Source organism: Natrinema sp. DC36 (assembly GCF_020405225.1).
GTDB lineage: Archaea > Halobacteriota > Halobacteria > Halobacteriales > Natrialbaceae > Natrinema.
Genome location: NZ_CP084472.1, coordinates 3,108,746 through 3,125,909 on the forward strand (window position 1 = coordinate 3,108,746; position 17,164 = coordinate 3,125,909).

Consider the following 17,164-nt stretch of genomic DNA (forward strand, 5'->3'; position numbering starts at 1 on the left):
GTAGCGCATCGCATGGAGATCAGACCAGCCATCCGCGACGATCGCGAACAGATCAGGGCCGTCGCCCGCGAGACGTGGCACGACACCTACGACGAACTCGACGACGAGACGATCGACGAAACGATCGACGAGTGGTACGGCGACGAGGCCCTCGAGACGGCGCTGTCGAAACCCGGTACCGCCTTCCTCGTTGCGGAAGCCGACGGCGACCTCGTCGGCTTCACCCACGGCGTCGTCACGGCGGAGGAAGGCGACGTCCTTCGGATGTCCGTCCACCCGGACCACCAGGGCGAAGGGATCGGAACCGCGCTGTACGAGCGGCTGCGCGAGGACCTTCGGGACTTCAACATGGAGCGAATGCGCGCGATCGACCTCGCCTCGAACGAGGGCGGACGGGAGTTCTACGAAACCCACGGGTTCGAGCCGACCGACGAAGACGAGGTCGAAATCGGCGGCAAGCGGCGACGAGAAGTGGTCTACACGCTCGAGCTGTAGCGCGCGACGGCGACGAAGCGGATGAAACCGATCGCTCCGAGACCTTGCAAATGCACCGCACGGACGCAAGTGAGGCGCTAGTGTGATCAACCGTAGCACGATGGGGACGAAAACGCCGAGTGAGGCCGACATTCTGCGGCCGATCGGGACGACCTCGAAAACGTACTTCGTGATGGTCGCCGTAGCGGGACTGGCGCTTCTCGCCTTCCTCGTCGGCTGGGCCTACCAGCTGCAGCAGGGGCTGGCAGTCACCGCGCTCGGTGACTGGGGGAGCGGTGGCGGCGTCACGTGGGGAATCTACATCGGCGCCTTCATCTGGTGGGTGGGCATCGCCCACGGCGGGATCATCCTCTCGGCCGCGGTCCGTCTGCTGGGGATGGACCGGTACATGCCGGTCGCGCGACTCGCCGAGTTGCTGACTCTCGCCGGGCTGTCCGCGGCGGGCTTTTACATCATCGTCCACCTCGGCCGGCCGGACCGGATGGTCACGAGCGTCCTCGGTCACTACCACATCACGATCCACAACTCGCCGCTGGTGTGGGACGTGACCGTCATCACGGCCTACTTCGTGTTGACGGCGACCTATCTCTCGCTCACCCTGCGTTACGACGTCAGCCGACTGCGCGACCAGCTGCCCGACCGCCTCGATCCGATCTACCGGCTCATCACGATCGGCTACACCAGGACGGAAGATCGGATCGTCCAGCGTATGGTCTGGTGGCTCGCGCTCGCGATCATCATCATGGCCCCGCTCTTGCTCCACGGCGGCGTCATTCCGTGGCTGTTCGCGGTGATCCCCACGATGCCGACCTGGTTCGGCGGCGTGCAGGGGCCGCAGTTTCTCACCATCGCGCTCACGTCGGCCATCAGCGGCGTGATCATCCTCGCCTATTCGTTCCGCTCCGCCTACGACTGGGACCACATCTTCACCGACGACATCTTCCGCGGACTGCTCCTCTGGCTCGGCTTCTTCTGTCTGCTCTTCCTGTGGCTGCAGCTCCAGCAGAACATCACCGGGCTATTCGCCGCACCCGTCGATCTGACCGTCGCAGCCCTGGCCAGAGCGACCAACCCCATCTACCTCACCTCGATGTCGCTGGTCTTCCTGACCCTGACGTACATCTTCGCCCAGACGCTCCGGCCGACGCTGTTCACCAAGCGACGGGCCGTCGTCGCCGGCCTCGCCGTCCTCACCGCGACGATCCTCGAGAAGGTGCTGTTCGTCGTCGAGGGGTTCCTGCACCCCACGTTCGACATCTACGCGGCCGTCCCGGGCGTCTACGTGCCGAGCCTGATCGAACTCGCGTCGATCACTGGAACGATCGGCATGGTCTGTCTGTTCTTCCTCACCGTCGCCAAAATATTTCCCGTGGTCGAGCTCCACGCGATCGAACACCTGCGTGAGGACCACGAGAACGAGTAGGACCGCACGACGACGAGCGGGGCGACCGCTCCAGTTCTCTCGTGGGAATGAAACCGAGGGAAGCGACCGGGACGGCTGAGCTGACGGGCCTACGACGGGGCAGACAGACGTGAGCGAGCCGACGATTACGGACGTGAACGACCGGCAACGGCCACCAGCAACTATTTAGCCCACGATACTAAACCTATCTTTAGAGATGTCTAAACTTTGGGTGCCGAACGCCCAAACCACGAGTGAGACGCCATGAACGAACTGCTGGAGGTCCTCCTCGCATCGCTCCGTGACGGCTACGTTCAGGTGAGCGCGTTCGTCGCGGTAACGGTACTGGCCTTCGGTCTACTCCAGTACGCGACCGACGGGGCCGTCATCAGCGCGATAGAGGACAACGAACGACTACAAGTGCTGTTCGGCGGGCTGCTGGGGCTGACTCCCGGCTGTGGCGGCGCGATCGTCGTCATGCCGTTGTACGTCCGCGGCACGGTCAGCTTCGGGACCGTCGTCGCGACGCTGGGTGCGACCGCGGGCGACTCGGCGTTCGTCATCCTCGCACTGGCCCCCGAAGCCGCGCTGTACGCGTACGCTATCGCCTTCGCGGCCTCCGTCGCGACCGGCTACCTCGTCGACGAGGTCGGACTGGGTGTCTCGCGGGTCGACGCCGCCGTCGCGAAGCTCTCGCCGGCGATGGCCGACGGCGGCACCGTGGTCAACAGCGGCGTCGGGCCCAACCCCACCCACGATTACGGCGGCCCGGCCCCCACCCACGCCCACGAGTCGGGACCGGATCGACACTCTCGAGTGCTCACCCCGCTCTCTCACCTCGCGCACGTCTTCTGGTGGGGTGCCGCCATCTCGGGACTGGTCCTCGGGACGATCTACCTGCTCCGCGGCGGTCCCGAGGTCGCGCTGGCGCTCGGCCTCGGCTTCGACGGGCTGTTCACCGTCGTCGGCATCGTCGGAGCGGTCCTGTCGCTGTACCTCTACGCCGTCGGCCGCCACTACGTCGGTGAGGGAGAGATCGCCCGGGCTCGAGACTCCTTCGGCTCCGTCTACGACACGCTCACCCACGCGGCGATGGAGACCAGTTTCGTCACCGTCTGGGTGCTCGTGGCCTTTCTCGTCTACGAGTACTTCGTCCTCTTCAGCGGAGTGAACATCGCGACCCTCGCCGCGGCGGCGGGCGTGCTGGCACCGATCGGCGGCGCGGTCGTCGGGCTGATCCCCGGCTGTGGCCCCCAGATCCTGCTCGCGAGCGTCTACGCCGAGGGGGGCTTGCCGTTCTCGGCGCTGAGCGCCAACGCGATCGCACAGGACGGCGACGCCCTGTTTCCGCTGCTAGCCGTCGACGCCAGGGCCGCCATCGTCGCGACGATCTACAACTTCCTGCCCGCCGTCGTCGTCGGCGTCGCGCTCCACTTCCTGTGGGGGCCGGTGTTCGGGATGGCAGAGTTCGGATTTGGGGTGTTGTGACCCCCGTCCGATAGGGATTATTTATTTGACTTCTTTGTCACTCCAGACCAAGGGTAGTTGTCCTTCCTTCCCTCACTAGTAACGAAGCCACCCGCGTAGCTCTGGCATCAGTTCACGCGGAACGTCTTGTACAGATGTGAGTAGTCTGCTCCGCAAGCCGATCGTCGACGACTGGTCTGGTGCAAGCGAGACAGAACACGATAGTAGCTGCTCTGGCTCAGACCAGCCAATCCTCGAGCGTCTTCTCGATCCCGTCGACGTCCTCGAGATCGGCAATTTTATCGAGGGCGTTGCACATCATCTCGAGATCCTCGTCTTCGTGGAACTCCTCGAGGTCGGCGACGCGACCGAGCGAGACGAGCAAGTCGTGTTTGTCCGTCTCGACATCGAGGTTCGTCACCTTCGTGACGACGTTCTGACCCTCCGGTTCCTCGAGGCAAACGAACGACGGCGGGATGGACTCGTGGAGCAATGCCGAAACCATTTGCTCGTCGCGCGTCGCGTCTGCCGGGATGTCATCGAGCATTCGACCGATCACATCGGCTTTCCCTCCGGAATTGTCTTCGACAACGTTCCGGACGAAGGTGTCGTCCTCGAGCCGGCGGAGATCACCGCGATCGTCGACGCGTACGCGGACGAGTTGGAGATCTTCGTTGCGGAATTCTTCGCGAATGTCGTCACGGTAGACGCAGACGTCGGCACCGAACTCGCCGCTGTCCAGCGCGGCGAACGGGTCGGACAGTCCGGCGGATCCGTCGTCGCTCGCTTCTCGTTCGACGTCATCCGCTCCCAAGAGATGGTCATCGGCCGGCAGTTTGCTGTGATACCCCTTCCACGGCGTTCGCGTCGTGATGATGAGGATGCTGCCGTTTTCGAGTTCCTCGACCGTCCACGCCGGGGTTTCGAGGACGTGCTCTCTGCCGCCGAGTTGCTCGATCACTGGCTCGGAGTAGACCCCCAACCACGGGATCCGCTCGAGGTCGATCGGGACGTCGAACGCGAGTACCGTCTCCGGCGAGGGGATTCCCGGTGCGAAGTGTGTATTGAACGTCGCAACGTAAATCGGATCCAACTCGAGGGTGAGTTTACGGATGAGTTCGACAAGATCGCGGGCAAAGCCGGTATACTCGTCGTCGGGATCGGCGTCCGCAGAGATCATACCGTTGGCAGCCGCTGAGATGGTAAGGACCGAATCTATCGGCTTCTCATCCAGCCCTTCGAGATTGAAATCGAGACCCACTTCCCTTCCGTTCGCGTATACTGACGTCCCACTTTCGTCGACTAGCGTGACCTCGTCGGAATCCACTGGCGTCGTCGATTTGCCGGCAAATCCCAACTCTGCGGAGGTAGATAGCGTCGGCTCGACTAACTCCTCGTATTCCAGCCGTTCGGTGCTGTAGAACGACACCATGACGACGCCCTCCATTTGTAGTCGGTCGGTCATTTTACGTCCCTACTTCCTCGTAGCTTTTGAACTCCACTGTAACACCATCGAAGTCGTCTTCGATTACATCACCAAGTTGGGTCGGGTTATCGAGATATTTCACTGAATTATCGACTCCTGACCGGAAGTCATCTGTGATTTCGTCACTGTACTCGGCATTTAGCTGGTCCTTTCGCATGACGACAACAATTTCATCTTCGCCACTCGCTGCAAGTGTATTCAATTTCTTTCGGAGATCTTCGAGGCTGTTGCCGACAGCCTTATTTGCACTTCCGCCTGAGTAGAGGGGCTTAAAGCCACGAGTGTTCTTCGATTCGTAGGCAGGGCCGTTCTTATCGTTGACGTCGATGTCAGTGACCCCCTTCTTTAGATCATCATCTCGAGTGAGGCCGTTCGGGATATCGTTGTCTTCGATATCATTGGGGTCGACCTTCTTTCGTAATTCGATATCAGCATCAGCGTCATTTTCGATTACTTTCCTTGCAGTTCGGGTTTCTCCCGCGAGGCCAGTGTATCCAGCCCTGTCACCGGAAATTTCCCCGATCGCACCATTCAGATCATCGGCGTTTTTGTTATCGAGGAACACGAGATCTTGATACACTGCCTCAGGATCTCCACCGGGGACATCGTCCGGAACAGCGTCGGAATCCTCGAACGCGTCGACGAGTTTGTTCGTCTCTCCGGTAGTTAGTCCTCGATTATCGCCGAAGTCATCGATAGATTCCAACAGGCTATCACATGGGCTATTACAGACGCCGATTTCCAGCAGCCTGATGCCGTCGTCCCCGGACCGGGCGATCGACCGCTGTGCGAGTGCTTTTTCGTCCGGGTCCAGGTCGTCGTAGCGCTTGACGACTGTCGATAGGTCGTCCGTATCGAGAGTGCCGTCCTGATGAGCCCTGATGAATCGATACTGGGTCGTGAAATCGTCTATCTCGAGCAGGGAATCTGCAGCATCGCCGTCGACAGCGGTGAGCTCAGCGTAGGTCTGCTGTCCGTCTCCGCCGGCTCGGGACAGCAATCTACCGAGCTGTCCCTGTTTTGTCTCCGATAGCGCATCAATGTCGGCATCCATCGTACGCTGATGCCGCCAGAGACGGAACGCACCGCCAGCGGTATCGGCTTGACTCAGTAGCGGTTCGGCAGCGTCACCATCGACCGTCAGCAGAATTCGGGCGGTCGCACGGCCTTTCGCGGCTTTTTTCGTATCGCTGACTCGTGAGAGCGCTCGAACCGCCTTCGTGTCCGAGAGTTTCGAGCCGACTTTCTGCGCCGTCTTCGTGCTCTTGATCGTGTTCTTGGCGCTGCTCGAGGCCCCGCCGCCGAGCGCCGTCTTTGCGAGGAAGCCGGCTGCGTACCCCTCGTACCAGTTTCGTTCGAACGTGTTATACAGTCCTGGATGGTCTTTCTCCTCGAGTGAGCCGTAGGGGTTGTTCAACGCCTGCTTCTGCTCGACGCTCTGAACCATCACGTCGACCAGCGTTTTGGCGGCCCCGAGTCGTTCCTCTCTGACTAGCTCGAGAAGCATCTCGATCCCTTCGACGACGGCAGCGGGGTCGTCGATGAGCTGGGAGACATCCTGGAACGCGACGCCCAGACTCGAGGAGAATCCGGAGACCGTGCCGAACTCGCTGGCTACCGCATAATCGAAGATCGTGTCCGTGTAAAGCCCGTCGGCGACTTCGCTGTAGAAATTCTGCCGTTGGATGCCAACGACCTGTTGACCATTGCCGTTGGTATCTCTTGCTTTGACGTGGATTGTCGTCCCTGCGACGGTATCACCGATGCTCTCGCTGATACTCCCGACCGTTTCTGCAGTCTTCTTGAAGCCAGAGACGAACGTCGATTTTACGCTGCTCGTGTCGAGATCGGTTTCCGACTCGGCGAATTCTTCGGTAAACTCGAGGTAGTCGTAGACGGTATCGTCACCGTCGTAGGTCTCGGACGTCTCTTCGTTTCCGCCTTTGATCAGTGCAGCTCGATCGACACCGGTCGGATCCTCGAGACGGAGGCTGACCCAGTACGTCGTGTCGAGGCTCGTCTCCGGGATATGATATCCCGAACTCCGGATGTCGATCGTCGGCGGGCGCGTGTCGAACAGCGTCGGATCACCCTCGCCGTCGGCTTCTTCGCGATCAAAGAGCCCGTCACGATCGGTGTCGCTTCCGGTCGGATCCGTCGCGAGTTCGCGTTCGCGGCTGTCGTCGAGTCCGTCCCCATCCGTATCGACGCTCCACGGGTTGCTGGTCGCGTTGTACGTCTCGTAGGCGTTCGACAGCGTATCGATATCCGATCCCTCGAGAGCGCGTTCGGTCTCGCTCGCGCTGGTCGTTCTGACGACCGTACTCCCCTCGACGCGTTCAGTACGATCGTCGAGTCCGTCGTGGTCGGAGTCTGCCTCCGTCGGGTCACTCGCGATGTTGAGGTAGACGCCTCTGGTCGAGTTCGTATCGTAGCCGGCCTCTTCGACGGTCTCGAGGAGGGCTCTGGCCTGTCGCTGTTGCCGGTCCGAAGCGCCGCTACCGGGCTCGAGTCGTTCGGCGACGTCAGCTAAGTTCGTCGGCTCGCCGATTTCTTCGCGGTCACTGAGCCCGTCGCCGTCCGTATCGGCACTGTCCGGGTCGGTCGTGATTGTGCCGCGTGGGGTCAGGAATCCCTTCCGCTCAGTAGCATCCGGAATCCCGTCACCGTCCGTATCGACCGCATCCGTGGTGAGCAGTTGTGCTCTGAGATTGACACCGTCAGCGGTGAGCGTCAGCGTGGCCTCGCCATCACTAAGCGCGGAGACGTTGACGGTTTCTTTGACCGTGCCCACCGTCCCGATCGATAGTGATTCGGTGACCGTCGTTCCGTTCGAACCGGTGGTGACGAACGTCGCATTCGGATCGACGTTCGTCTGCTCGGTCTGGTAGGCGACCGAAATCTCGTCGGTATCGTCGCTGAGATCATACGTGATGGACGCGTTTCCGGAATCGCCGACCGTCTCGTTCGATTCGTTCATCGCCGGCGCTTCGGGAACGCGGACGGTCACCGGCTCGTCCATCTCCAGCGAATGAGACCGTGGATCGGTCGCACGGCCGGTCAGTACCTGCCAGTCGGTGAGTTCACCGGGATCGAGTGGCGATTTGGTCGCTGCATCGTTGAATGCGGGATCGATCGTTACCGACTGGTTGGTGAGGCCCCCGCGAAACACACCGCCGTCCGTACGAATTCGATTCCACGCCCAGTCGAACCGGGTACTATGTCGATAATCCCCGGAGTCGTCCTTGACGATCCAGTTCCCCTGACCCGTCGGAAGATCGTCGAACGTCATCGTGACCGCGCCACCGGACCCGTCGCTGGGCTTGTCGTGGAGAAGGACCAGACTCAGTCCCTCCGGGCCGGACCAGAAGAAGAGCTGGCTCTTGTCGCTCTCGGCGATCGGCAGCGGGGAGTTGATCTGGGCGTTACCGTAATCGTAGAACTCCTCGATCCGCTGGCCGTTACTCAACGGAACGACGTCGAAGCGTTCGGATCCCTGCTCGACGGTTATCTTTCGAGCACTCGGTTCACCACCGAGGACGAGCGTCGAGTCGTTCGCGATCTCGCAGGCAGCGTTACACGAAAAGTTCGAACTGCCTTCGAGTGGAACCGCTTCCGCGGTCTCGTCGAGGAGCGTCGCATCGACCCACTCGTCGGCGTCGAGCACCGTGAAGTACGAGAACGAGTCGACCGTCGCACGTGCGGTTCCGTTTTCGATCGTCGACTCGACCGGCATCCACGTCTCGTTCGCCTGTCCGCTCCATTTGAAGACGGAGAGATCGTCGTATTTCGACTCCGGGATCGTCTCGTCGATCGGAATTTCGATCGTCGCGTTCGTGAAGTCCGTACGGTTGACGACACGGACAGTCGGGCTGGCACTGATCTCGTCTTCCTCGAAGAACGTCGGCTTCGGGGTGATATCTACCGCAGATGCCACATTCCCTGAACCGCGCATCGTTAGCGAGACGTTGGTTTCTTCGTCGCGAACCGTCGTCTCGATCGTCTCGTTACCGTCCGCGACCCCGTCACCGTCGGAGTCGGCCACGAGCGGGTCGGTTCCGAGCTCGAGTTCCTCGCCGTCAAGCAGCCCGTCGTCATCGGTATCCGGGTTCTGGGGGTCCGTGCCGACCTCCAACTCGCGGCCGTCCTCGAGACCGTCGTGGTCGCGGTCGGCCAACTGCGGGTTCGTGCCGGCTTCGTACTCCTCGCGGTTGGTCAATCCGTCGTCGTCGATATCCCACTCGGCATCGCTGATACCGTCGTCGTTGGTATCGATCAGGGTCTGGTCGAGTTCCGGATATTGGACCTCGAACTGATCGGGCAGTCCGTCACCATCGGTGTCCGTCCGGAATGGATCGGACCCGAACCGACCTTCGTGGTAATTCGAGACGTTGTCAGCGTCGAAGTCTTCGAGGCCATCGATGACGCCGTTATCACTGACGTTTGCATCGACCTTCGGAGAATCGCTATCCGGGTCCTGCGGGTCGGTTCCGACGACATCTCTTTCGTACGTATCCGGAAGGCCGTCGCCGTCGAACAAGACGGTATCACGACCAACGTCAGAAGCACCAGGTCTTCCGCGTCGGGTCCCGGTGTCGTCGACCTCGACTGTGACCGACGTACGCCGCTCCTGCAGGGTGACGTTCACCGCGAACGTGGCCGTCAGTCCCCGGCCAGTCGTCTCGAGCGGAACCGTTTTCGTTTCGGTATCACCGACCGTGACCGTCGCGTTGGTCAAATCGTGTGGCCGAACATCGAAGACAGTGCCCCGGATCTCACCGGTGATCGAATCACTGTCGTTTCGGGGTGGATCGCCCCGTGTCGTGATCGTGACTTGCGGGGTCGTCTCCCGCTGGATCGTGTCGAGCGCTTGCTGACTCTGTCGCCACGAGGTCATGAACTGCCGGATCGCACGTGAGCGATCCTTCGCTGTTCGTTTGACGCTTCCGTCTCGCTCGAGTTCTTTCTCACCCCGTTCGTACGCGCGTTGGGCGTTTCGAAGGTGACTCTCGATCGCGTTCCGATGACCGGGATCGTCGAGGTCGTCATCGAACCGCTCGAGGGCGCGTTTCGCATCCGTAATCGACACGTTCGCAGTCCGCGCGTTCGCCTTCGCGAGTAACCACGTCGTCTGGTTGACTCCGTGGGGATCGGCATCCGAGAGCGACGCTAAATGCGATGCGGCGGCGGCGTCTCCCTCGAACACCCCCGGGCTCTCGACGCGGTCGTTGTCGAGATAGCCGTCTATCGTCTCGTTGATTCGATTCCCTGCCTGTTTCTTCCGCCGTTCGTCTGACCGATCCGCAGGCTCCAGCACCGCTAATTCCTGCACGGCTGCATATTTCAGCTCGAGTGCGGTGGGGTCACGGCCACCTGCCGAAAACAGTTCGTACGCCGCGTTTAGGCTCCCCTTCTCTGCGGTCGGTTGCGGTGTATTGGCATCTGGAGCGGCCAAAACCGGGCCGATAGCCCCAGTAACCAGTAAAATGGAGAACGTTACTGCTAATATCTTTTCAGTTGGAATGTTCATATGCTGTGACTATAGCCGTAATATAATAGATTATCGATGTGTGTAATATCTCTCTGTCTTCTTGCGATAATGAGTCCCAGTCGAGGAATCAGCCACGAGTTCTCCTGACGAAACGGCGCTCAGACGGTGAACAGATGGTTCTCAGTCACTCGTCAATTTCTTCTCGAGTAGCGACGGAAACGTCCGATCGTCCGCTCAAAAACGGTGGTTCGCTCCGTCTGGAAGCGGTTACGCCATCTTCTCCGAGAAACTAGATGGCGAAATGACTGTCGTCCGACTCAGGTATGTTTGTTAGAAATCGGAGAGGTTTACCGAGCGATGACGGACACGTCTCGTGCGGTCTCAGAGATCGAGACTATAATTGAGACTCGGACTCTCTGCCGTCTCGGAATCCTGTTTCGGACCGTCGGAGGGCCACGAAAGCGGTACCGGATTTACAACGGACTCGTGGATGCTGGTGCAATCGCGACTTCTCGACGGTCGGAATCGATTCTCGCGGAGCGCCGATCCCGCTCAGAACTCCTCGGTCGGCGGCGCGATCCCCTCGTCGCTGCCCTCGAGTTCGAACTCCTCCCGGACCTCCCGAATCCGATCGCGAATATCTGCTGCGAGCTCGAACTCGAGGTTGCTCGCCGCGTCCTGCATCCGCTCCTCGAGTTCGTCGACGTACCGCGCCGCGTCGTCTTCGCCCTCGATCTCACGGCCGGAGACCTCGCTGGTGTCGGTCTTGCTGCCGGGCAAATTGGTTTCGCTGACCTCCTTCTCGATCGTCGTGGGCTCGAGGCCGTGTTCCTCGTTGTACTCCCGCTGGATCTCGCGGCGGCGCTGGGTCTCCTCGATCGCGGACTCCATCGCGTTCGAGGGTTCGTCGGCGTAGAGGACGACCTCGCCGTTGACGTTCCGGGCCGCCCGGCCCATCGTCTGGACGAGTGTCGTCTCCGAGCGGAGGAACCCTTCCTGATCGGCGTCGAGGATGGCCACCAGCGAGACCTCGGGGATGTCCAGGCCCTCCCGCAAGAGGTTGATTCCCACGAGCACATCGATCTCCCCCAATCGAAGCGAGCGGATGATCTCGTGGCGCTCGAGCGTGTCCGTCTCGTCGTGCATGTAGGCGACGTCGACGCCGGCCTCCTCGAGGTACTCGGTGAGGTCCTCGGCCATCCGTTTGGTCAGCGTCGTCACGAGGGTGCGCTCCTCGCGCTCGATCCGCTCGTCGATGCGATCCATGAGGTCGTCGACCTGCCCCGTCGCGTCGGAGACCTCGATCACCGGGTCGACGAGATGGGTGGGCCGAACGATCTGTTCGACGATCTGCTCGCTCTCCTCGCGCTCGTAGTCGCTCGGCGTGGCGCTCACGTAGAGGGTCTGATCGGTCTTCTCCTCGAACTCCTCGAAGGTGAGCGGTCGGTTGTCGTAGGCCGTCGGCAGCCGAAAGCCGTTCTCGACCAGCGAGTCCTTCCGGGATTTGTCGCCGGCGAACTGCCCGCGAATCTGCGGGAGGGTGACGTGGGACTCGTCGACCACGGTCAGGAAGTCGTCCGGGAAGTAGTCGAGGAGGGTGTACGGCGCTTCGCCCGACTCCCGATCCGAGAGGTAGACCGAGTAGTTCTCGATGCCCGAACAGTAGCCCGTCTCCTGCATCATCTCGAGGTCGAAACTCGTCCGTTCCTCGATGCGCTGGGCGGCGATCATGTCGCCCTGGCGCTCGAAGTAGGAGATGCGCGAATCCAGATCGTCGCGGATCTCGTCCATCGCGTCCTCGAGCGTGGTCTCCGGAATCGAGTAGTGCTCCGCGGGGTGGACGAGCACCGCCTGCTGATCGCCCTGGGTTTTCCCCTCGAGCGGGTCGACCTTGACCATGCGGTCGATCTCGTCGCCCCAGAGTTCGACCCGGACGGCGTACCGGCCGTACATCGGGTAGATCTCGACGGTGTCGCCCCGCACCCGGAACGTGCCCTGCGTGAAGTCGACGTCGTTGCGCTCGTAGTTCAGGTCCACCAGGCGTTTGAGGAGCTCGTCGCGGCCGACTTCCTCACCGACCTCGAGTCGCAGGGACATGTCGATGTAGTTGCGCGGGTCGCCGAGGCCGTAGATCGCGGAGACCGAGGCGACGACGATGACGTCCTCGCGGGTCAGCAGCGACCGCGTGGCGGAGTGGCGTAAGCGATCGATCTCGTCGTTGACCGAGGCGTCCTTGTCGATGTAGGTGTCGCTCTGTTCGACGTAGGCCTCGGGCTGGTAGTAGTCGTAGTAGGAGACGAAGTACTCGACGGCATTGTCCGGGAAGAGATTGCGAAACTCCTCGTAGAGCTGGGCCGCCAGCGTCTTGTTGTGGGCGATCACCAGCGTCGGTTTCTGGATCTCCTCTGCGACCCACGAGACGGTGTTGGTCTTCCCCGACCCGGTCACGCCGAGCAGGGTCTGTTTGTCCATTCCGGACCGAAATCCGTCGACTAGCTGCTCGATCGCTTTGGGCTGATCGCCCGCTGGTTCGAAGGGAGCGTCGACCCGAAACGGATGATCGACGTTCGGCCGATCCGGCTGGAGGGGGCCTTTCGCGTCACTCATTATCGGAGTCAGGGGTTCGAGCCACTTTACGCGCTCGCATGTCGACCGGGGCGAGGTCGACTCGAGCCCGAACCGATCCGAACGTGGCCACTGCTCGCCCAACCGTTATGAATCGGCTCGTGGTGAAACCGACCATGACGGAGCAACTCCAGCGGGCCCGAGACGACCTCGAGGAGGCCGCAAAATCGGCGGACAGCGACGATGTCCGCGAGGACATCCGCGAAACGACGGACGCGTTCGACGACTACGTGATGAGCGATACCGAACCCGATCACGCCGTCCTCGACGAACGGCTCAATACGCTCCGCCAGGCCCGCGAGCGGGCGGACGGCGATACGAAAGAAAGGCTCGAGTCGGCCATCGAGACGACCGAAGACTATCGCGAGACCCTCGATCAGGCCTGAACGAGCGGGAGAAAGCGACGGACGAAATCGCCGGCGGATTTCGAAACCGACGAGCGAAACCACCGAACGAAACCGCGACGGTCAGTATTCTCTCGGCGTTCGATCCCGACGTTGACGTCCGTGTCCGTCTTCGCGAACAACTCCTCGAACACTGGACGGAGGCAATCTCCTGCGAGGTGGCTACGATACTTCAAGCGACCCGCCGGAACGGCCACGCTGCGTTCGGTCGAGTGCGGCGGCCGACCGCGACCCGCTCTCGAAACATAGATTTGGCAATAACTCACAGACACGAGCATATGACTGGTGACGGAAGACCGGACGGCACACGATGATCGGTGCGGAGCTATCGGGCGGTGCGCTGGTGGTGTTCGGGCTCATCGCCGTCGCCCTCGTTCTGTTCGTCTCGGAAGTGATTCCGAACGACGTGACGGCGATCGGGATCGTCGTCTCGCTGGCGGCGCTCGAGCCGCTGACCGGCGTCGGCCACCGGGCGGCGATCTCGGGCTTTGCCAACACCGCGACGGTGACGATCGTCGCGATGTACATGCTCAGTGCGGGTATCCAGCAGACCGGCGTGGTCCAGCGGCTCGGCCTCTCGCTGGCGGCGTTTACCGACGGCGACGAAACGCGTGCGCTGGCGGCGACGATCGCCACGACGGGGCCGATTGCGGGCTTTATCAACAACACGCCCGTCGTCGCGATCTTCATCCCGATGATCTCGGATCTCGCCGAGAAGACCGGCATCTCGCCGTCGAAACTCCTCTTGCCGCTCTCGTACGCCGCGATCCTCGGCGGCACCCTGACGCTCGTCGGCACCTCGACGAACCTGCTCGCCAGCGAGTTCGCCGCCGACCTGCTCGGTCGATCCCCCATCGGCATGTTCGAGTTCTCGGCCCTCGGCCTCGTGATTCTGGTCGTCGGCCTCACCTACCTCATGACCGTCGGTCGGTGGCTGACGCCCGCTCGGATCCCGGTCGACGCGGACCTCGTGGAGGAGTTCGATCTCGAGGATCATCTCACGCAGGTCCGCGTCGACGCGGACTCGGCACCGATCGGACTCACGGTCGACGAACTCGAGGAACGAGCCGACTCGGACGTTCGGATCCTTCAGCATCGTCGAGACAATGAGAGTGACGCCCAGCCCACAGTGAACGAGCGGGTGCTCGAATACGATGGTGCTGACGATGGCGATCGCGAGGCACCGGCCGGTGGAGCGAAACGGGATCAGCGATTCTCCCGCGACGAGACCGTCGACACGCGAGGCAATAGGGAGGGGGGCGGCCAGCAGCGTACCCGCGACGGCAACGACCGCGACGGCGACGGGACGACGGTGATCGAACCAGGCCAGCGCATCCGAGAGAACGACGTGCTCACGGTCCACGGGAGCCTGCAGACGGTCAACCGCTTCGTCGAGAATCAGGGGCTGCGCCAGCTCCACCGGCAGTCGGTGACCGAGGAGACATTCGAGGAGTCCGCGGGCGATGAGCGACTCGCCAAAACGATCGTCCCCGTCGACTCGTCGTTCGTCGGAGAGACGCTCTCCGAGACGCATCTCCGGGAGGTCTATCAGCTGACCGTGCTGGCGATCCGTCGCGACGGCGAGTTGCTCCGGACCGACCTCGAGGAAGTGACGCTCGAGGCGGGCGACCTCCTCCTCGTCCAGACGGTCACCAGTACGATCGAGTACGTCACCGAGACCGGCGACCTCGTGGTCGTCGACGACGCCTCCGATCAGTTGCTCGAGGACGGGGTCGACGAGATTGCGCCGCTGTCGCCGAAGACGCCGATCGCACTCGCGATCATGGCCGGCGTCGTCGGAACCGCAGCGCTCGGTCTCGTCTCCATCGTCATCGCGGCGTTCGCCGGCGTCTTCCTCATGATCGTGACCGGCTGTCTGTCGACCACCGACGCGTACGACGCCGTCTCGTGGAACATCGTGTTCCTGCTCGCGGGCGTGATCCCCCTCGGCGTCGCCCTCGAGGCGACGGGCGGCTCGCAGGTCATCGCCGGCGCGCTCGTCGGGACCGCCGCGTTTCTCCCGCTCGTCGCGGTCTTGCTGTTGTTCACCGTCGTGACTGGGTTGCTCGCGAACGTCATCACGCCCGTGGCGACGGTGGTGTTGATGATCCCCGTCGCGATCGACGCCGCGGGGAGCCTCGGAGCGACGCAGTTCTCGTTTCTCCTCGCGGTGATGTTCGCCTCCGCGACCTCCTTCATGACGCCGGTGGGCTATCAGACGAATCTGATGGTCTACGGCCCCGGCGGCTACAAGTTCACCGACTTCCTGCGAGTCGGCGGGCCGCTACAGCTCCTGCTGGCAGTCGTCACGACGGGTGGCATCGCACTGCTCTGGGGCATATAAAACGAGCAGCCGTTTCGGAGTCGCATCCGGCGAAATCACTCGAGCCGGTCGAGTACCGCCTCTTTCTCGTAGGAGAGCGTGAGCGACCGCGAGCGGCCGCGGCCGTCGACGTCCGCGTAGTCGGCGTCGATCAGGCCGAGCTGGTCGAGTTTGTTCACGATTTCGGAGTAGCGCGTGTAGCCGAGGTCGGTCCGGTCGTGAAAGACCTCGTAAACCTCGCCGGCCTGATCGCCGTCGCGGTCGGCGATGACCTCGAGCAGCGCCCGTTCGGTGTCGGTCAGTCCCGACAGCGACCGGGAGAGGTTGATGTACTTGGACTTCTCGTAGGCGTTCTCGACGTCCTGTCGCTCGACGGTTCGGCTGGCCCGCATCTCGGCGTTCAGTCCGGCCCGTCGCAGGAGATCGATCCCGACCCGGAGATCGCCGCTCTCGGCGGTGAGTTTCGCGACGTGTTCGAGGGTATCCCGGGCGATGACGCCGTCGTTGAAGCCCCGTTCGACCCGCTCCTCGAGGATGTCGACGATCTCGGGCTGGTCGTAGACCGGGAAGTAAACGTCCTCCGGGCGGAAGACGCTCTGTACCCGGGAGTCGAGTTCGTCGATGACGTCCAGCGCGGGATCGGAAGAGACGACGACGACGCCGATCTTCGCCCCAGGGTACTCCTCGTGGGCCCGCAGGAGGGAGTAGAGCGCGTCCGAGGCCTCGTTCTCGTAGAAGAGGTAGTTGATGTCGTCCAGGGCGACGACGAGCACCTTGTCTTCCTCGACGAGTTTCTCGGCGATCTGGCCGAACAGCTTCTTGAAGGAGATACCCGACGAGGGCGGCTCGTAGTCGAACGTTCCCTCGAAGAGCCGCGAGAACACCGAGTACCGGGTCGCGTTGACCTGACAGTTGACTCGAATCGTTCGGACCTCGCTCGTCTGGGCCCCCACCTCGTCGAACAGCTTCTGGATCGCCGTCGTCTTGCCCGTCCCGGGCGGACCCCGAACCACGACGTTCAGCGGCCGCGATCCCCGCACCGCCGGGCGCAGCGCGTACGTCAGGCTCTGGGTCTGGCCCTCGCGGTGCTTGAACGTCTCGGGGACGTAGTCGATCTCGAAGACGTGCTCGTTCCGGAACACGGATTCGTCCCACGACAACATCCCCTCCTCGGGGTCGTCTGCCATCACTTTCACCACGCTGTCGAAGCTACTTAGATGTTTGCCGGATTCTCGGCTCGAGCGGCGTCAGGCGGCCTCGATTCGCTCGAGCCAGCGATCGAGATCCGCCGGTGGAATTCGGTCGCGATGTGCGACGCGGGCGTGGGCTCGCGCGAGTCGTGCGGCCTCGTGATCGGCGTCACAGCGCAGTTCGAAACAACACCCGTCCCTGGGACACTGGAACTGATATGGCATACTGTAGCACAGACGGCCGGCAGTGGTAGGTATTACACTTGCATACCCCAGTGCAA

General features: G+C 62.2%; 11 protein-coding genes. 5 read left to right on the forward strand and 6 right to left on the reverse strand.

Translation table 11 applies throughout. The features are described from left to right. Positions 1-12: 12 nt before the first annotated feature. From LDH74_RS16055 to LDH74_RS16065, 3 genes are all read left to right on the forward strand, one after another. Positions 13-495, forward strand: a complete 483-nt coding sequence (locus LDH74_RS16055; protein WP_226039706.1) for a GNAT family N-acetyltransferase — start codon at positions 13-15, stop codon at positions 493-495. Positions 496-595: 100 nt separating this feature from the next. Then, entirely contained in the window at positions 596-1,918 is a 1,323-nt protein-coding gene (gene nrfD / locus LDH74_RS16060) for an NrfD/PsrC family molybdoenzyme membrane anchor subunit (RefSeq protein WP_226042542.1), read from the forward strand. A 243-nt stretch (positions 1,919-2,161) separates the two neighbouring features. Then, a complete protein-coding gene (locus LDH74_RS16065) occupies positions 2,162-3,385 on the forward strand; it encodes a putative manganese transporter (protein ID WP_226039707.1) in 1,224 nt (407 codons plus the stop codon). Positions 3,386-3,602: 217 nt separating this feature from the next. Here LDH74_RS16065 and LDH74_RS16070 read toward each other — a convergent pair whose 3' ends face one another. The 3 genes from LDH74_RS16070 to uvrB all read right to left on the reverse strand — a co-directional run bounded on the left by LDH74_RS16070 (position 3,603) and on the right by uvrB (position 12,948). Continuing rightward, positions 3,603-4,829 carry a hypothetical protein gene (locus tag LDH74_RS16070; RefSeq protein ID WP_226039708.1) on the reverse strand — a complete coding sequence of 409 codons (1,227 nt, stop codon included), beginning with the start codon at positions 4,827-4,829 and terminating at the stop codon, positions 3,603-3,605. 1 nt (position 4,830) lies between these two features. Continuing rightward, complete coding sequence (locus LDH74_RS16075; RefSeq protein WP_226039709.1) at positions 4,831-10,305, reverse strand: hypothetical protein; 5,475 nt, start codon at positions 10,303-10,305, stop codon at positions 4,831-4,833. Between the two features lie 588 nt (positions 10,306-10,893). Next, positions 10,894-12,948 (reverse strand): excinuclease ABC subunit UvrB, encoded by a 2,055-nt coding sequence (gene uvrB / locus LDH74_RS16080; protein ID WP_226039710.1) that lies wholly within the window; start codon positions 12,946-12,948, stop codon positions 10,894-10,896. 134 nt (positions 12,949-13,082) lie between these two features. Between uvrB and LDH74_RS16085 the strand changes: the two genes are divergently transcribed. Then, on the forward strand, positions 13,083-13,352 hold the full coding sequence (locus LDH74_RS16085) for a hypothetical protein (RefSeq protein WP_226039711.1): 270 nt from the start codon (positions 13,083-13,085) through the stop codon (positions 13,350-13,352). Here LDH74_RS16085 and LDH74_RS16090 read toward each other — a convergent pair. Continuing rightward, the gene (locus LDH74_RS16090; protein ID WP_226039712.1) at positions 13,343-13,504 is read right to left on the reverse strand and encodes a hypothetical protein; all 162 of its coding nucleotides are present in this window, start codon (positions 13,502-13,504) and stop codon (positions 13,343-13,345) included. The two genes, LDH74_RS16085 and LDH74_RS16090, sit on opposite strands and share 10 nt — an antisense overlap. 176 nt (positions 13,505-13,680) lie before the next feature. Here LDH74_RS16090 and LDH74_RS16095 point away from each other — a divergent pair, with 176 nt between their 5' ends. Further along, positions 13,681-15,714, forward strand: coding sequence for an SLC13 family permease (locus tag LDH74_RS16095; RefSeq protein ID WP_226039713.1), 2,034 nt, complete (start codon positions 13,681-13,683; stop codon positions 15,712-15,714). Positions 15,715-15,749: 35 nt separating this feature from the next. Here LDH74_RS16095 and LDH74_RS16100 read toward each other — a convergent pair whose 3' ends face one another. Together LDH74_RS16100 and LDH74_RS16105 are read right to left on the reverse strand one after the other, a co-directional pair. Continuing rightward, entirely contained in the window at positions 15,750-16,880 is a 1,131-nt protein-coding gene (locus LDH74_RS16100; protein ID WP_226039714.1) for an ORC1-type DNA replication protein, read from the reverse strand. A gap of 60 nt (positions 16,881-16,940) precedes the next feature. Further along, positions 16,941-17,108 (reverse strand): hypothetical protein, encoded by a 168-nt coding sequence (locus LDH74_RS16105; RefSeq protein WP_226039715.1) that lies wholly within the window; start codon positions 17,106-17,108, stop codon positions 16,941-16,943. Positions 17,109-17,164: the final 56 nt, after the last annotated feature.